The organism is Burkholderia sp. LAS2 (assembly GCF_018417615.1).
GTDB classification, from domain to species: Bacteria; Pseudomonadota; Gammaproteobacteria; order Burkholderiales; family Burkholderiaceae; genus Burkholderia; species Burkholderia sola.
On sequence record NZ_CP071052.1, the window covers coordinates 3391074 to 3405864 of the forward strand.

The window sequence follows — 14791 nt, forward strand, 5'->3', positions numbered from 1 at the left end:
GCATCGGTGTCTCGACGCAGCGCGGACGACGACCGCCTGCGCGCGGCGGGGCTCAGCCCGAGATCGTCCCGGTCGCCTGCGACGGGATCAGTTTCGGCTGCGGCGTGCACAGACACTGGCACAGGTCGTGTTCGAGCGCGACGACCTTGCCCATCACGGTCATCGTGCGCTCGCCGCCGTCCGATACGATCACGCCCGGCGACTTGCACGCCGCGCAGAACACAGCTGCGCCGAGATAGGAGAGTTCGCGCCCGTCGAACGACGAATTGGCGATCCCTTCGAGCACGACGCCGCCGTGATCGGTCGTGTCGCCCTTCAGAATGAATTTGCGGCTCATGATGTCGGTTCTTCCCTCGGAAACGCCGCGCGACGCAACCGCGCACGGGCATCGTGAAACCGCCCGTCGGTCGCGGGCGTCCCGCGAGCATATCACCGCTGGCCGCGGCCGCGACACGGGTCCTCGGCGTGGGCCGCCCGCTGCAACACGTGTTCGCCGCGCACGGCCATCCGGCGGTCACGCGCGCTCACGCGCCGCGATGCGCCAAACCCGATTACCTGCGACTACCCGATCCGCCGTTCCGCCGAGGCCGTGCGCCGGCACGAACGCGCGAAGCTGCCAACGCAACAGGGACGTATACGGTTCGGCATCACATCGCATCGATAACGTCCGATTCTTTAACGAAAAAGTAGCCTATATTTTCGTACAATTACTAAATACAAATCCGTCAAAAAGGTTTAATTGCAATCTCAATCAAATCGCCAATTCAACGACTTTAATGCCTTGGAATCCACCATTCTCATACCGTTCGCACACCAGATAAATACGCGATTCCATAATAATAATTCGCGAAAAACGCCCGTTAAAATCCAGCAAACCGATAGATAGAATCAAGTCATCGTTTTCTATTTATCGATAAAAAATGGACGAACTCCTACCGATGCGACTATTCGTCAAGGTCGCCGAACTTCGCAGTTTCGCGCGCGCGGCCACGGAACTGAACATCTCCAATTCGTCGGCCACCCGCCTCGTGATGAGCATCGAGGATCGGCTCGGCGCACGCCTGCTGAATCGCACCACCCGCAGCCTGTCGCTGACCGACGCGGGCCACCTCTATCTGGCGCAGATACGTCACGTGATCGACGAGATCGACCGGGTCGAGGAAACGATCGCCTCGATGCATCACGAACCGATTGGATCGCTGAAAATCGCCGCGCCGGTCATGTTCGGCATGCACGTGCTCGCGCCGGCCATCGACGCGTTCAAGACGCGCCATCCGGCCATCGTGCCGGAAGTCACGATCGTGGACCGTCACGTCGACCTCGTGTCCGAGGGCTTCGACATCGGGCTGCTGCTGTCGCAGCACATCGGCAACAACTCCCTCGTGAAGCGCCCGCTCACGCGCATCAACCGGATCGTCTGCGCGGCGCCGCACTATGTCGAACGGCACGGCGCGCCGGCCCATCCGCACGATCTCGCATCGCACGCGGGCCTGGCATTCCATGCCGATTTCGCGGGCGAATACCTGTCGTTCGAACACGAACAAACGCGCATCACCGTGCGCCCGAACAAATCCGCATCGTCGAACAACGTCGGGTTGATCCGGAACTGGGCGCTGTCCGGCATGGGCATCGCGGTCCTGCCCGATTTCCTCGTCAAGCCGGATCTCGACGACGGCCGGCTGCTCGCGCTGCTGCCCGGCTATCGGCTCGAAGCCCTCGAGATGAATGTCGCGTACCCGACCCGCCGGCATTTTCCGCGCAAGGCACGGCTGTTCGTCGATCACCTGATCGAGCATTTCACCAGTTGAATGAACGGTGAAATCGCGCACCATTTTTCCACGCTGCGTCGCCGCCGCCCGCTCGACCTGCCCAGGGCCGGCGCACCGCGCCGGCTGGCGCCCCGACCGCCATCGACCCGTCGCCCGGCCGGCGCGGGCACGCCTGTTGCGCCGGCGCATCTCGGTAGTCAACCGGCCTTGGCAGCCCGCCGCGGAGGACTACACTAATCCTTAATGGGGTGTGGCCGGACAACCGCGCCCTCAGGGAGACGCCGCCATGAATCGGCCGCTGAATCGTATCCTCCCGCGCGTGACCGGTCCCGCATCGGTCTGGACGTGGGTCAAGTGGTCTTTGCTCGCCGCACTGCTGATCGCGGTGGCGATCGTCGCGCGGCTGGTGCAGACCGAGATCGAAACGTCCCGGCTGCAGGCGCGCTACCTGTCCGAGCTCACCCGCGACGTCGGCTATACGGTCGAGACGGGGCCGAGCGATCACATCCGCTTCCCCGGGAACGGCCCGTACGACCAGCGCTTCGGCTACGCGCTGATCCCCGCGTTCCAGCAGCGGCTGCTCGCGCGCGGCTTCGTCGTCAGCGAACAGGCGCGCGATTCGCAGCGGATGCTGTCGCTCGGCGAGCGCGGGCTATTTCTCCCTTACGAAGAGAAAGACCAGACGGGCCTGATGCTGTTCGATTCGACCGGCTCGCCGCTGTTCGCGACCGTGTTCCCGCAGCGCGTCTATGCCGACTTCGACACGGTGCCGCGCGTGATCACCGATTCGCTGCTGTTCATCGAGGATCGCTACCTGCTCGATGCGAACGAACCGAACCGCAACCCGGCGATCGACTGGGGGCGCTTCAGCCGCGCGCTGGCCGACCAGGCGCTGCACGTGGTCAATCGCCATCAGGCGCGCCCGGGCGGCAGCACGCTCGCGACGCAGATCGAGAAATTCCGCCATTCGCCCGAGGGCCGCACCGCGACGCCGCCCGAGAAGCTGCGGCAGATCGCGTCCGCGTCGGTGCGCGCGTACCTGAACGGCCCGCAGACGATGCTCGCGCGCCGCACGATCGTGGTGCGCTACCTGAACTCCGTGCCGCTCGCCGCGCGGCCGCACGTCGGCGAAATCACCGGCATCGGCGACGGCCTCGCCGCGTGGTACGGCCGCGACTTCAACGACGTGAACCGGGTGCTCTCCGCGCCGACGACCGGCGACAACGTCGACCAGCAAGGCAGGATGTTCCGCGAGGCGCTGTCGCTGCTGATCGCGCAGCGCGCGCCGTCGTACTTCCTCAACCGCGGCTATCCGGCGCTGCAGAAGCTGACCGACAGCTACCTGCGGCTGCTGTCGAACGGCGGCGTGATCTCGCCCGCGCTGCGCGATGCCGCGCTCGCCGCGCAGATCGAACGCAGCGCGCCGCCGGCCGCCGCGCGCGTGCAGTCGTTCGTGTCGCGCAAGGCCGTGACCTCCGCGCGCGCGTCGCTGCTGTCGGCGCTCGGCATCAGCGACCTGTACCAGCTCGACCAGCTCGATCTGCAGGCCACCAGCACGCTCGACAACGGCGTGCAGCAGGCGGTCGCGGAGCGGCTCGCGCGGGCATCGACGCGCGACGGCGCGCAGGCCGCCGGCCTGTACGGTTTCGAGATGCTGGCGCCGAAGGACGACCCGTCGCACCTCACGTACAGCTTCACGCTGTACGAGCACCGCAACGGCGCGAACATGCTGCGCGTACAGACCGACAGCGTGAACCAGCCGTTCGACGTGAATCGCGGCGGCCGCATCAACCTCGGCTCGACCGCGAAGCTGCGCACGCTGATCACGTACCTGCAGATCGTCGCCGACCTGCATGCGCGCTATGCGAACCTGTCGAACGCGGAGCTGGCGCGCGTGAAACCGGATCCGATCGACGGGCTGTCGCGCTGGGCGCTCGACTACCTGTCGCATACGCGCGACCGCTCGCTGCAGGCGATGCTGGATGCGTCCGTCGAACGCAAGTATTCGGCGAGTCCGGACGTGTTCTACACGGGCGGCGGCGCGCAGGTGTTCTCGAACTTCGAAAAGTCGGACAACGGCCGCATCCTGACGCTGCACGCGGCGTTCGAGCACTCGGTCAACCTCGTGTTCGTGCGGCTGATGCGCGACATCGTTCACTACGAAACGCTGCAGGCGGCCGGCCCGTCGTCGTCGTGGCTCAACGATCCCGCGCAGCGCCAGCATTACCTGCAGCAATTCGTCGACGGCGAAAGCCAGGTCTACGTGAAGCGCTACTACACGCGCTATGCGGGCAAGGCGCCCGACGACGCGCTCGCGCTGATGCTGCGCGACGTACGCAAGTCGCCGCCGAAGCTCGCGACGGTGCTGCGCAGCGTCGCGCCGAACGAATCGCTTGCATGGTTCGATGCGCAGATGCGCGCGCAACTGAAAGGCACGCCGGCCGCAACGCTGTCCGACGACGATCTCGCCGCGCTCTACGCGAAGTACGCGATCGACCGCTTCAACCTCAACGATCGCGGCTATATCGCGAGCGTTCATCCGCTCGCGCTGTGGACGCTCAACTACCTGCGCGTACACCCGGCCGCGTCGCTCGCCGACGTGCAGCGCGACAGTCGCGATGCGCGTTTCTACACGTATTCGTGGCTGTACAAGACCCGCTACCACGCGACGCAGGACCGCCGCATCCGCCGCATGGTCGAGCTGCGCGCGTACGCGGAAATCACGAAGTCGTGGCGCGCGCTCGGCTACCCGTTCGCGGAGGTGACGCCGTCCTACGCGGCCGCGATCGGCGCCTCGGGCGACCAGCCCGACGCGCTCGCGAAACTGATCGGCCTGATCGCGAACGGCGGCCAGAAGGCGCCGACCGAGACGATCACACGGCTCGATTTCGCGAAGGGCACGCCGTACGAAACCCGCTTCGTGCGCGCGGCCGCGCAGCCGCAGCCGATGCTGGCGCCGGAGATCGTCAACGTCGCGCACACGCTGCTGCGCGACGTCGTGCTCCACGGCACCGCGCGCCGCCTCGCGGGCGGGCTCACGCTGCCGGACGGCAAGACGCTCGACGTGTACGGCAAGACCGGGACGGGCGACCAGCGCTTCAACATCTATGCGCGCGGCGCGCGGCTGATCGAATCGCGCAAGGTCAACCGCAGCGGCACCTTCGTGTTCGCGATCGGCGACCGGTTCTTCGGCGTGCTGACGGCGACCGCGCACGAGCCGTATGCGGCGCGCTACGACTTCACGAGCGCGATGGCCGTGCAGTTGCTGAAGTCGATGGCGCCGGCGCTCGCGCCGCTGATCGAACGCCCGGCCGACGCCGGCACGCGCACCGCCGGCCCGGCGCCGCAAGCGGAAACGCCTGCGCCGAACGCGGCGGCCGTGCAACCCTCCTGATCCGATTGCGCCGCGCAGGCGCCCGCAACCGCGCGCCGCTCAGCGCGAGCGGCCGTCGTAGTGCGTGACGGGCAGCGCGTCGAGATCGACGCCCTCGACGCAGCGCACGTTGATCGCGGCCATTGCGGTGCCGTCCGGATGGACGCCTTCGCCGAATACATGAATCCCGCACCGCTTGCAGAAGCGATGCCGGATCACGTGCTTGTTGAACAGGTAGGTCGCGAGATTTTCGTCGGGCGTCAGCAGCTTCATGTGGTCGCGCGGCACGAACCACATCAGCGCGCCCTTGCGCTGGCAGATCGAGCAGTTGCACGCCATCACGCCCTGCAGGTCGCCTTCCGCCTCGAACGTCACGTCGCCGCAATGACAGCTTCCGCGATAAAGCATGGTCGTCTCCCGGTGCAGCCCGTGCGCAGCGCCGGCGCCCAGGCGGGACGCCGTTGGCCGGGCCGATCCAAACGCGTACAGTAGCGCTCGCACGCGCCGCACGCAATGTCCGGGCGGCGCCCATCCGTCATCGACCCAGGAGACCCTCATGCTCGAACTGCGCCCCGGCTGCGAATGCTGCGACAAGGACCTGCCGCCCGATTCGGCGGAAGCGCGCATCTGTACATTTGAATGTACGTTCTGCGCGACCTGCGCCGACGACGTGCTGAAGGGCCGCTGCCCGAACTGCGGCGGCGACCTGGTCGCGCGGCCGCGGCGGCCGGCGAGCCTGCTCGCGAAGTACCCGCCGTCGACGGAACGCATCCACAAGCCGGGCGGCTGCGCGAACGCCTGACGACACGGCGCGGCGCGGGGGCCGCCTCGCCCCGCTCCGTCACGACATCTCGATCCGCGCGCGCGTCACCGCGAGCAGCGTCGCCATCGCGCGGCGCGCGCCGTCTTCGTCGCGCACGCGGATCGCGTCGCTGACGGCCGTGTGCTCGGCAAGCGACGCGTTGTACACGTCCGCCCGGCGCGCGTTCAGCTGCAGTTGCGCCTCGAGCGTGCGATCGATCAGCGCGCCGAGCGGCACCAGCAGCTCGTTGCCGCCGGCCTCCAGCACGCTCAGGTGAAAGTGCAGGTCGGCGCGCACCCATTCGTCGACGTTGCGCGCGGCGGCCATCGCGCGCACCGCGCCGTCGATCGCGTCGAAGGCTTCGGGCGTATGGGTGCGCGCGGCGAGCGCGGCCGCGTGCGGCTCGATCATCTCGCGCATTTCCTGCAGCTTCAGCGCGAACGCGAGCGGCGGCGCGACGCGCGCATACCAGTCGAGCAGGTCGGCATCGAGCAGGTTCCACGCACGGCGCGGCCGCACGCGCGTGCCGACCTTCGGCCGCGATTCGACCAGCCCCTTCGACGTCAGCGTGCGCAGCGCCTCGCGCATCACCGTGCGGCTCACGCCGTACATCTCCATCAGGTCGGGTTCCCTCGGCAGCAGCGATTCGGGCGGGTAGTCGCCGCGCAGGATCGCCGTCGCGAGCCGGAAGGCCGTCTGTCCATGCAGGTCGCGTTGAATGATCGTTCTCCGTCGGGCGGGCTGCCCACTATCTGCGCATTAATGCTATTAATACTATTTTTTATTCGACTACGCTAGGATAACCGTGAAAGCACGGATCGTGCGCCGCGCCCGCGCGGGCGCGCCGGTCAATCATGGAGACACGCGTCATGAAAATCACCCGCCTCGAAACGTTCGTCGTCCCGCCCCGCTGGCTGTTCCTCAAGATCGAAACCGACGAGGGCATCATCGGCTGGGGCGAGCCCGTCGTCGAAGGCCGCGCGCACACGGTCGAGGCCGCCGTGCAGGAACTGACCGACTACCTGGTCGGCCGCGACCCGCTGTTGATCGAGGATCACTGGCAGGTGATGTACCGCGCGGGCTTCTACCGCGGCGGCCCGATCATGATGAGCGCGATCGCGGGCGTCGACCAGGCGCTGTGGGACATCAAGGGCAAGCATCACGGCGTGCCCGTGCACGCGCTGCTCGGCGGCCAGGTGCGCGACCGCATCAAGGTGTATTCATGGATCGGCGGCGACCGGCCGAGCGACGTCGCGAACAATGCGCGCGCGGTGGTCGAGCGCGGCTTCAAGGCCGTGAAGATGAACGGCTCCGAGGAACTGCAGATCGTCGACACCTACGACAAGGTCGAACAGGTGATCGCGAACGTCGCGGCGGTGCGCGACGCGGTGGGCCCGCACGTCGGGATCGGCGTCGACTTCCACGGCCGCGTGCACAAGCCGATGGCGAAGGTGCTCGCGAAGGAACTCGACCCGTACAAGCTGATGTTCATCGAGGAGCCGGTGCTGTCGGAGAACGCCGAGGCGCTGCGCGACATCGTCAACCAGACCAACACGCCGATCGCGCTCGGCGAGCGGCTGTACTCGCGCTGGGACTTCAAGCACATCCTCGCGGGCGGCTACGTCGACATCATCCAGCCGGACGCATCGCACGCGGGCGGCATCACCGAGTGCCGCAAGATCGCGACGCTCGCGGAAAGCTACGACGTCGCGCTCGCGCTGCATTGCCCGCTCGGGCCGATCGCGCTCGCCGCGTGCCTGCAGCTCGACGCGATCAGCTACAACGCGTTCATCCAGGAACAGAGCCTCGGCATCCACTACAACCAGGGCAACGACCTGCTCGACTATCTGCGCAACCCCGAGGTGTTCCGCTACGACGATGGCTTCGTCGCGATCCCGCAAGGGCCGGGGCTCGGCATCGACGTGAACGAGGAGAAGGTGCGCGAGATGGCGAAGACCGGCCATCGCTGGCGCAACCCGGTGTGGCGCCACGCGGACGGCAGCGTCGCCGAGTGGTGATGAACGCGTGAGATAAATAAGAAAGACGCGGGGTGCGGCGCGCGCCGCGCAATGCGTTCGACACGGCCGCCCGACAAGGCGGCCGTTCTTGCATCCGCGCCACGCCAGCGGCGCGCGCCAGCGCCCTGCGCCCTGCGCCGTTCGGCCGTCAGCCGAGCGCCGCGAACCCCGGCACGCTGAACGACAGCACGGCCGCCGCCACGAACACGCCGATCATCGTCATCCCTTCGAGATGCAGGATGTTGCGGAACGTGTACGCGTCCTCGGTCGACGCGGTGCGGCGCAGGCGCGGCAGCGCCGAGAAGCGGTTGAGCCCGCCGAGCACGAGCGCGAGCGCGACGAGCAGCAACTTCAGCAGCAACACGCGCCCCCACGTGCTGCCGTCGAGCGGCGCGAGCGAGCCGCCGAGCCCGCGGATCGCGTTGAGCACGCCGGTGCCGAGCACGAAGACGACCGCGACGATCGACGTGCGCGACAGGTGCTGGCCGATGCGGATCAGCGCGCCGCGCGCGACCGACGTCCCGAGCGCCGGCAACACCGCGAGCCCGCCCGCGAGCACGAGGCCGCCCCATACGGCGGTGGCCAGCAGGTGCAGCGTCTGCACGCCGACCGCCGCGGACAGCACGCCGCTGTCGGCCGCATGGCCGAGCGACGCCTTGCCGGCCGCGACCACGATCACCGCGAGCCACAGCACTGCATGCGCGACCGGGCCGTCCGGCTTCGCGAGCGCGACGATCGCGAGCAGCAGCGCGCCAGCGAACGCGACGCTCCACGCGAAGCCCGTATGCGTTTGCATCAGCATGACGGGAATCGCGGCGAACGCGCCGCCGAGCCCCGCGCCGCTCATCGTCGCGGCCTCGTAGACGAGCCAGCCGAGATCGGCGAGCACCAGCGCCAGCGCCGCCGCGACCAGCGAATGTTGCGCGCGCAGCCAGGCGGGGTGCGACGGCGCGATGACCGGCCGCGCACCGTCCTTGCCGAGCCACGCCTTGAGCAGCGCCGAGCCGACCGCCATCGCGAACGCCGCATCCATCAGCGCCGCGAGCGCGACCTGACCGATCCACAAGCTGTCGAACTTCATCGCGCGCACCCTCCCGCAAGCGGCAGGCCGGCAGTGCGGCGGCACCGGGACGGACAGCGGGACGGACAGCGGGACGGACAGCGGGAGGCAGGCAACGGCACGGTAGAAAACGTCATCGATGAATCCGGAAACGGGAGAAATGACTGGACCTGCGGCGGAGGCGGCGCCGCGCGACCCGCGAGTGTACGGTCTTCGATGGGGAAAACGCACGCCGGTTCACATGACCCCGGCGCAATGCGCGTCAAATTGTCGCAAGTCGCAAACGGACAGGAACCGATGTCCTTTTGCCAAATAGCCGTCATTACCCATCGATGATAGAATGCCGCGTCGCAGCAGCCCGGCTGTCCTGCCGTCCATGCGCCGAGCCGATCGTAGCCCGGACAAGGTCCCCGACGAATAAACATGGAGTCTCGTGTGTCTTCAAGACGCCTCTTCCGTCCGCTGCTCGCCGTTCTGATGATCGGCGGCGCGGGCCTTATGAGCGCTGCCCAAGCGCAGACCAAGCCCACGGAGCAAGCGCACGCCCAGCAGGCGCCGCTCAAGGCACCCGATACCATGGCCGAGCGCGTGCGCGGCTGTACTGCATGCCACGGCGTTCACGGCCAGGGCACGGACAACGACTACTTCCCGCGTCTTGCCGGCAAGCCGGCCGAGTACCTGTACAACCAGCTCGTCAACTTCCGTGACGGCCGGCGCAAGTACCCGCCGATGAACTATCTGCTGACGTACCTGAACGACGATTACCTGAAGGAAATCGCCGAGCACTTCTCGGCCGAACGTCCGCCGTACCCGACGCCGGCGAAGCCGACGCTGCCGGCCGCGACGCTCGCACGCGGCAAGCAGCTCGTCACGCAGGGCGACCCGTCCCGCAAGCTGCCGGCCTGCGTGGCCTGCCACGGCGCAGGGCTGACCGGCATGCAGCCGGCGATCCCGGGCCTCGTCGGCCTGCACGCCGATTACCTGAGCGCGCAGCTCGGCGCATGGCGCTCGGGCAACCGCCACGCGAAGGCGCCCGATTGCATGCACGACATCGCCGCGAAGCTTTCCGACGAAGACGTGACGGCCGTGACCGCGTGGCTCGCCGCGCAACCGGCGCCCGCCAACCCCGTGCCGGCCCCGGCGCGTTCGATGAAGACTCCGCTCGCCTGCGGCAGCGAACCGCAATAAGGCAAGGGAGACAGACACAATGAAACGCAAGTCCCTGTTTGCACTCTCGGCCGTCGCGATCGTCGCGGCTGCCGCCCTCGTGCCGGTCCTGTGGCCGGGCAACGACACGCTGCACGGCGCTGCCGCCGTCGCGGCCACGCCGGCCGACCAGGCCGCGCTGATCAAGAAGGGCGAATACCTCGCGCGCGTCGGCGACTGTATCGCGTGCCACACCGTGCGCGGCGGCAAGTCCTTCGCGGGCGGCCTGCCGATGGCGACGCCGTTCGGCACGATGTACACGCCGAACATCACGCCGGACGACCAGAACGGTATCGGCAAGTGGACGTCGGACGACTTCTACCGCGCGATGCACACCGGTCGCTCGAAGGACGGCAGCCTGCTGTACCCGGGCTTCCCGTTCGCGAGCTACACGAAGGTCACGCGCGCCGATTCGGACGCGATCTACGCGTACCTGCGTTCGGTCGCGCCGGTGTCGGTGCCGAGCCGTCCGCACGAACTGAAGTTCCCGTTCAACAACCGCAACCTGCTGATCGGCTGGCGCACGCTGTTCTTCAAGGAAGGCGAATACAAGCCGGATCCGACGAAGTCGGTCGAATGGAACCGCGGCGCGTATCTCGTCGAAGGCCTCGGCCACTGCTCGATGTGCCACACGTCGATCAACATGATGGGCGGCCCGGTGAGCTCGTCGGCGTTCGCCGGCGGCCTGATCCCGCTGCAGAACTGGTATGCGCCGTCGCTGACGAACGACAAGGAGCTCGGCCTCGGCGACTGGCACGTGCAGGAGCTGTCCGACCTGCTGCAGGCCGGCGTGTCGCAGAAGGGCGCGGTGTTCGGCCCGATGGCGGACGTGGTCCACAACAGCCTGCAGTACATGACCGACGAAGATACGCGCGCGATGTCGACGTACCTGAAGTCGATCCCGCAGAAAGCCGAAGCGCCGAAGAACATGCAGTACGAGCCGTCGAAGCAGTTCGGCAACGCGCTGTTCGACCAGGGCAAGAAGATCTACGCGGACAACTGCGCGACCTGCCACGCCGAAAACGGCGCGGGCAAGCCGCCGGCCTATCCGCCGCTCGCGGGCAACCACTCGATCATGATGGAATCGGCCGTCAACCCGATCCGCATGGTGCTGAATGGCGGCTACCCGCCGAGCACGTTCAAGAATCCGCGTCCGTACGGGATGCCGCCGTTCGCGCAGTCGCTGTCGAACCAGGAAGTCGCGGCGGTCGTCACGTATATCCGGATGTCTTGGGGTAACAACGGTACGCCGATCTCGCCGCAACAGGTGAGCGACCTGCGTTCCGCGCCGCTCGACTAAGAAGCGGCTCACACAAACGGGGCGCGGCTGCGGGAAACCGCGGCCGCGCCCTTTTGCTTTTTGGCTGTTTTGCGATGCAGGTTTGCCGCGCGGGCCGCGCGATGCATCGCCGATCATAAAACTCAAGAGTGGTATCTATGTCTTTCGAATCTCTCGGCCTGGCCGAACCGCTGGTCAAGGCGGTCAACGAGCTCGGCTACACGTCGCCGACCCCGATCCAGCAGCAGGCGATCCCGGCCGTCCTCGGCGGCGGCGACCTGCTCGCCGGCGCACAAACCGGCACCGGCAAGACCGCCGGCTTCACGCTGCCGATCCTGCAACGCCTGCATACGTTCTACGCGGAGCACCGTGGCGCGAAGCGTGCGGTGCGCGCGCTGATCCTCACGCCGACGCGCGAACTCGCCGCCCAGGTCGAGGAAAGCGTGCGCGCGTACAGCAAGTACCTGAAGCTGCGCTCGACCGTGATGTTCGGCGGCGTCAGCATCAATCCGCAGATCGATGCGCTCAAGCGCGGCGTCGACATCGTCGTCGCGACGCCGGGGCGCCTGCTCGACCACATGCAGCAGAAGACCATCGACCTGTCGGATCTCGACATCCTCGTGCTCGACGAAGCCGACCGGATGCTCGACATGGGCTTCATCCACGACATCAAGCGCGTGCTCGCGAAGCTGCCGCCGCAGCGCCAGAACCTGCTGTTCTCGGCCACCTTCTCCGATGAAATCAAGGCGCTCGCCGACAGCCTGCTCGATTCGCCCGCGCTGATCGAGGTCGCCCGCCGCAACACGACCGCCGAGAGCGTCGCGCAGAAGATCCACCCGGTCGACCGCGACCGCAAGCGCGAGCTGCTCACGCACCTGATCCGCGAACACAACTGGTTCCAGGTGCTCGTGTTCACGCGCACCAAGCACGGCGCCAACCGGCTCGCCGAGCAACTGACGAAGGACGGCATCAGCGCGATGGCGATCCACGGCAACAAGAGCCAGTCGGCGCGTACGCGCGCGCTGGCCGAGTTCAAGAACAGCACGCTGCAGGTGCTCGTCGCGACCGATATCGCCGCGCGCGGGATCGACATCGACCAGTTGCCGCACGTCGTCAACTTCGACCTGCCGAACGTGCCCGAGGATTACGTGCACCGGATCGGCCGCACGGGCCGCGCGGGCGCGACCGGCGAAGCCGTGTCGCTCGTGTGCGTCGACGAGAAGCAACTGCTGCGCGACATCGAGCGGCTGATCAAGCGCGAGATCCCGCAGGAAGTGATCGCGGGCTTCGAACCCGATCCGAACGCGAAGCCGGAGCCGATCCAGCAACGCCGCGGCCAGCAGCAACCGCGCGGCGGCGGTGGCGGCGGCAATCGCCAGCCGCGTGCCGGCGGCTCAGGCCAGCCGGCCGCGAAACGCGACGGCAACGCGCAACCGAAGGCATCGCAGCAGAAGACCGCGAAGCCGCGCACGCAAGGCGGCGCCGCTGGCAATAGCGGCGGACGTCCGGCAGGCGGCGCCAACGGCGCCCGCCCGGCAAACGGCAACGCCGCGCATCCGAACCGCAACCGTTCGTCGCGCAGCGGCCAGCGCGGTCACTGAAGCCGCGCGGCCGCGCGCCGCAGGTGCTCGATCTGGCGTTGCCAGCGTGCGAGCACCGCGGCGCGCTCCCCTTCCAGCGTGAACGTGACGCCTGTCGCGAGACGCGCATAGCCGACCCGCTGCGCATCGCCGTGCGCGATCGTCGCAGCGAATCCGGCCAGTCCGCCGAAGTCCCCTTCGAGCGGCCTCATCTCCAGTTGCGCCTGAAAAAACGCGCCGTCCGCGACCAGCGTCAACGCGGCCGTGCGCCGTTGCGCGATCGCGCGCGCCGCCCGCGACTGCGGCCAGAGCGCGATCAGCAGCGTGCGCGCATCGTGTGCGTAGATTTCGCCGACGCCGAGCAGCGTCGTGCGCAACTGGCCGTCGTCGGTCGCGACGATCAGCGACGCGGCGACGCCGGCATGACGCTCGAGCGCGGTGCCGTCGAACAGCGACACGACGGCGGACGGCCACGCATCGAACGTCCATTGTTCGAGTGCGTGGCGATGGGTATCGGTCATGATGGCGTGGCCCGGCTGCGGATCGGATGAGGATGCGCCAGCATACGCGCGACGGGCCGCCCCGCGGCGATCAGCGCAGGAAAACGTGCCGCGTGATCTTCGTGAGCGGATAGTGGACGCCCGGCTGGATCTTCGCGGGCAGGTCGAGCGGCTTGAGCAGCATCTTCACGCACATGTCGGCCGACAGGTTGCGCCGGACCAGCGAATTGATGCGCGCGGCGCGCTCGCGGTTGTACTGGCTGTCGCCGACGCGGTCCGGATAGCGGATCGCGAACACGTGGCGCAGCGCGATCTCGGAATCCTCGTTCTTGATTTCCATCACGCGGCGCGCAAGCGCACCGAGCACCGCGAGCCGGCCGTTGCCTTCGACCTGGTTGTACTTCTTGAAGAACTTGAAGAAGTGCTTGTAGTGACGCACTTCGTCCGTGCGGATGTTGTCGGTGATTTCCTTCAGCACCGGCTCGTCCGAGCATTCGTTGATCGCGCGATAGAGCGTGGCCGTGCCCGTCTCGACGACGCAGCGCGCGACCATTTCGAGCGCGCGGGTTTTTTCGAATGCCTCGACCGAGCACGTCTTCGAATACTCGGCGAAGAAATTCGCGAAGGCCGTATCCCAGTCGAACTCGGGCCACACGTGCGCGATATACGCCTTCAGCGCGCGGCCGTGCTGCAATTCTTCGGGCTCCCATGCATTGTTGAGCCATGCAGAGACTTCCGGATCGTCATTGAAGAATTCGCTCAGATTGCTCGTATAGAGATCCGAGCCGCTTTCGATGAACGACGACGCGCACAGCAGCAGTAGCAGATCCTCGTTCGCGGCGGCACGCTGACGATCGATCCGGTTCAGGTCGATGTCCTCGATACGCCACGGCATCACATGCGTCGTTTTGGTGTCCATGGTAGTGCGCTCCCAGTCGTCGCGCGGAGGCCGGCCCATGCCTGGGGCACAGGCGCCAGCCGATCCGCAGGCGGCGTTTTACTTGCGTTTATAGTGAGTCGGTCCGGCCGAACCATCCTGGCATCTTAGCCGGACTTTGAAGTTCGTGCTCCAGAGCACTGACCATACCCGACACGCGCAGTTCCACGGCGTCTGTTGCCGTTCGTTAGACGAGTCCTTCAAACCGCTTGCGCGCGGTCGACGAGATCCGCCGCATCAAACGAAACGGGCGGCCACCGGGCCGCC

13 protein-coding genes are annotated in these 14791 nt (G+C 67.3%); 7 read left to right on the forward strand and 6 right to left on the reverse strand.

Features of this window, described 5'->3' with window-relative positions:
• Nucleotides 1-52: 52 nt before the first annotated feature.
• On the reverse strand, nt 53-337 hold the full coding sequence (locus tag JYG37_RS15740; protein WP_050014589.1) for a PAAR domain-containing protein: 285 nt from the start codon (nt 335-337) through the stop codon (nt 53-55).
• 583 nt (nt 338-920) lie between these two features.
• Here JYG37_RS15740 and JYG37_RS15745 point away from each other — a divergent pair.
• Entirely contained in the window at nt 921-1808 is an 888-nt protein-coding gene (locus JYG37_RS15745; RefSeq protein ID WP_089488790.1) for a LysR family transcriptional regulator, read from the forward strand.
• Nucleotides 1809-2055: 247 nt separating this feature from the next.
• On the forward strand, nt 2056-5163 hold the full coding sequence (locus tag JYG37_RS15750) for a transglycosylase domain-containing protein (protein ID WP_213345572.1): 3108 nt from the start codon (nt 2056-2058) through the stop codon (nt 5161-5163).
• A gap of 39 nt (nt 5164-5202) precedes the next feature.
• Here JYG37_RS15750 and JYG37_RS15755 read toward each other — a convergent pair whose 3' ends face one another.
• A complete protein-coding gene (locus tag JYG37_RS15755; RefSeq protein ID WP_050014595.1) occupies nt 5203-5550 on the reverse strand; it encodes a GFA family protein in 348 nt (115 codons plus the stop codon).
• Between the two features lie 148 nt (nt 5551-5698).
• Here JYG37_RS15755 and JYG37_RS15760 point away from each other — a divergent pair, with 148 nt between their 5' ends.
• Nucleotides 5699-5944, forward strand: a complete 246-nt coding sequence (locus JYG37_RS15760; RefSeq protein WP_006483256.1) for a DUF1272 domain-containing protein — start codon at nt 5699-5701, stop codon at nt 5942-5944.
• A 39-nt stretch (nt 5945-5983) separates the two neighbouring features.
• Here the strand turns inward: JYG37_RS15760 and JYG37_RS15765 are convergent, their stop codons facing one another.
• On the reverse strand, nt 5984-6667 hold the full coding sequence (locus tag JYG37_RS15765; protein WP_124556520.1) for a FadR/GntR family transcriptional regulator: 684 nt from the start codon (nt 6665-6667) through the stop codon (nt 5984-5986).
• A 146-nt stretch (nt 6668-6813) separates the two neighbouring features.
• Here JYG37_RS15765 and dgoD point away from each other — a divergent pair, with 146 nt between their 5' ends.
• On the forward strand, nt 6814-7962 hold the full coding sequence (gene dgoD / locus JYG37_RS15770) for a galactonate dehydratase (protein WP_213345574.1): 1149 nt from the start codon (nt 6814-6816) through the stop codon (nt 7960-7962).
• A 148-nt stretch (nt 7963-8110) separates the two neighbouring features.
• On the opposite strand, the gene JYG37_RS15775 is transcribed toward dgoD, so the two are convergent.
• Complete coding sequence (locus JYG37_RS15775; protein WP_050014599.1) at nt 8111-9043, reverse strand: CopD family protein; 933 nt, start codon at nt 9041-9043, stop codon at nt 8111-8113.
• A 402-nt stretch (nt 9044-9445) separates the two neighbouring features.
• Here JYG37_RS15775 and JYG37_RS15780 point away from each other — a divergent pair, with 402 nt between their 5' ends.
• The 3 genes from JYG37_RS15780 to JYG37_RS15790 all read left to right on the forward strand — a co-directional run bounded on the left by JYG37_RS15780 (nt 9446) and on the right by JYG37_RS15790 (nt 13108).
• Nucleotides 9446-10210, forward strand: coding sequence for a c-type cytochrome (locus JYG37_RS15780; RefSeq protein WP_050014600.1), 765 nt, complete (start codon nt 9446-9448; stop codon nt 10208-10210).
• Between the two features lie 19 nt (nt 10211-10229).
• Nucleotides 10230-11528: a c-type cytochrome gene (locus JYG37_RS15785; RefSeq protein ID WP_050014602.1), complete on the forward strand. Its 1299-nt coding sequence runs from the start codon at nt 10230-10232 to the stop codon at nt 11526-11528.
• A 137-nt stretch (nt 11529-11665) separates the two neighbouring features.
• Nucleotides 11666-13108, forward strand: coding sequence for a DEAD/DEAH box helicase (locus JYG37_RS15790; RefSeq protein ID WP_176016130.1), 1443 nt, complete (start codon nt 11666-11668; stop codon nt 13106-13108).
• Here the strand turns inward: JYG37_RS15790 and JYG37_RS15795 are convergent.
• Together JYG37_RS15795 and JYG37_RS15800 are read right to left on the reverse strand one after the other, a co-directional pair.
• Nucleotides 13102-13608 carry a hypothetical protein gene (locus JYG37_RS15795; protein ID WP_176016131.1) on the reverse strand — a complete coding sequence of 169 codons (507 nt, stop codon included), beginning with the start codon at nt 13606-13608 and terminating at the stop codon, nt 13102-13104. The two genes, JYG37_RS15790 and JYG37_RS15795, sit on opposite strands and share 7 nt — an antisense overlap.
• A 70-nt stretch (nt 13609-13678) precedes the next feature.
• Entirely contained in the window at nt 13679-14506 is an 828-nt protein-coding gene (locus JYG37_RS15800; protein WP_011546143.1) for a ferritin-like domain-containing protein, read from the reverse strand.
• Between the last annotated feature and the right edge of the window lie 285 nt (nt 14507-14791).

What these genes read in the sequence shown, in the direction of transcription:
- JYG37_RS15740 (WP_050014589.1), bottom strand. Translation starts at nt 337, where the DNA reads ATGAGCCGCAAATTCATTCTGAAGGGCGACACGACCGATCACGGCGGC.
- JYG37_RS15745 (WP_089488790.1), top strand. Translation starts at nt 921, where the DNA reads ATGGACGAACTCCTACCGATGCGACTATTCGTCAAGGTCGCCGAACTT.
- JYG37_RS15750 (WP_213345572.1), top strand. Translation starts at nt 2,056, where the DNA reads ATGAATCGGCCGCTGAATCGTATCCTCCCGCGCGTGACCGGTCCCGCA.
- JYG37_RS15755 (WP_050014595.1), bottom strand. Translation starts at nt 5,550, where the DNA reads ATGCTTTATCGCGGAAGCTGTCATTGCGGCGACGTGACGTTCGAGGCG.
- JYG37_RS15760 (WP_006483256.1), top strand. Translation starts at nt 5,699, where the DNA reads ATGCTCGAACTGCGCCCCGGCTGCGAATGCTGCGACAAGGACCTGCCG.
- dgoD (WP_213345574.1), top strand. Translation starts at nt 6,814, where the DNA reads ATGAAAATCACCCGCCTCGAAACGTTCGTCGTCCCGCCCCGCTGGCTG.
- JYG37_RS15775 (WP_050014599.1), bottom strand. Translation starts at nt 9,043, where the DNA reads ATGAAGTTCGACAGCTTGTGGATCGGTCAGGTCGCGCTCGCGGCGCTG.
- JYG37_RS15780 (WP_050014600.1), top strand. Translation starts at nt 9,446, where the DNA reads ATGGAGTCTCGTGTGTCTTCAAGACGCCTCTTCCGTCCGCTGCTCGCC.
- JYG37_RS15785 (WP_050014602.1), top strand. Translation starts at nt 10,230, where the DNA reads ATGAAACGCAAGTCCCTGTTTGCACTCTCGGCCGTCGCGATCGTCGCG.
- JYG37_RS15790 (WP_176016130.1), top strand. Translation starts at nt 11,666, where the DNA reads ATGTCTTTCGAATCTCTCGGCCTGGCCGAACCGCTGGTCAAGGCGGTC.
- JYG37_RS15795 (WP_176016131.1), bottom strand. Translation starts at nt 13,608, where the DNA reads ATGACCGATACCCATCGCCACGCACTCGAACAATGGACGTTCGATGCG.
- JYG37_RS15800 (WP_011546143.1), bottom strand. Translation starts at nt 14,506, where the DNA reads ATGGACACCAAAACGACGCATGTGATGCCGTGGCGTATCGAGGACATC.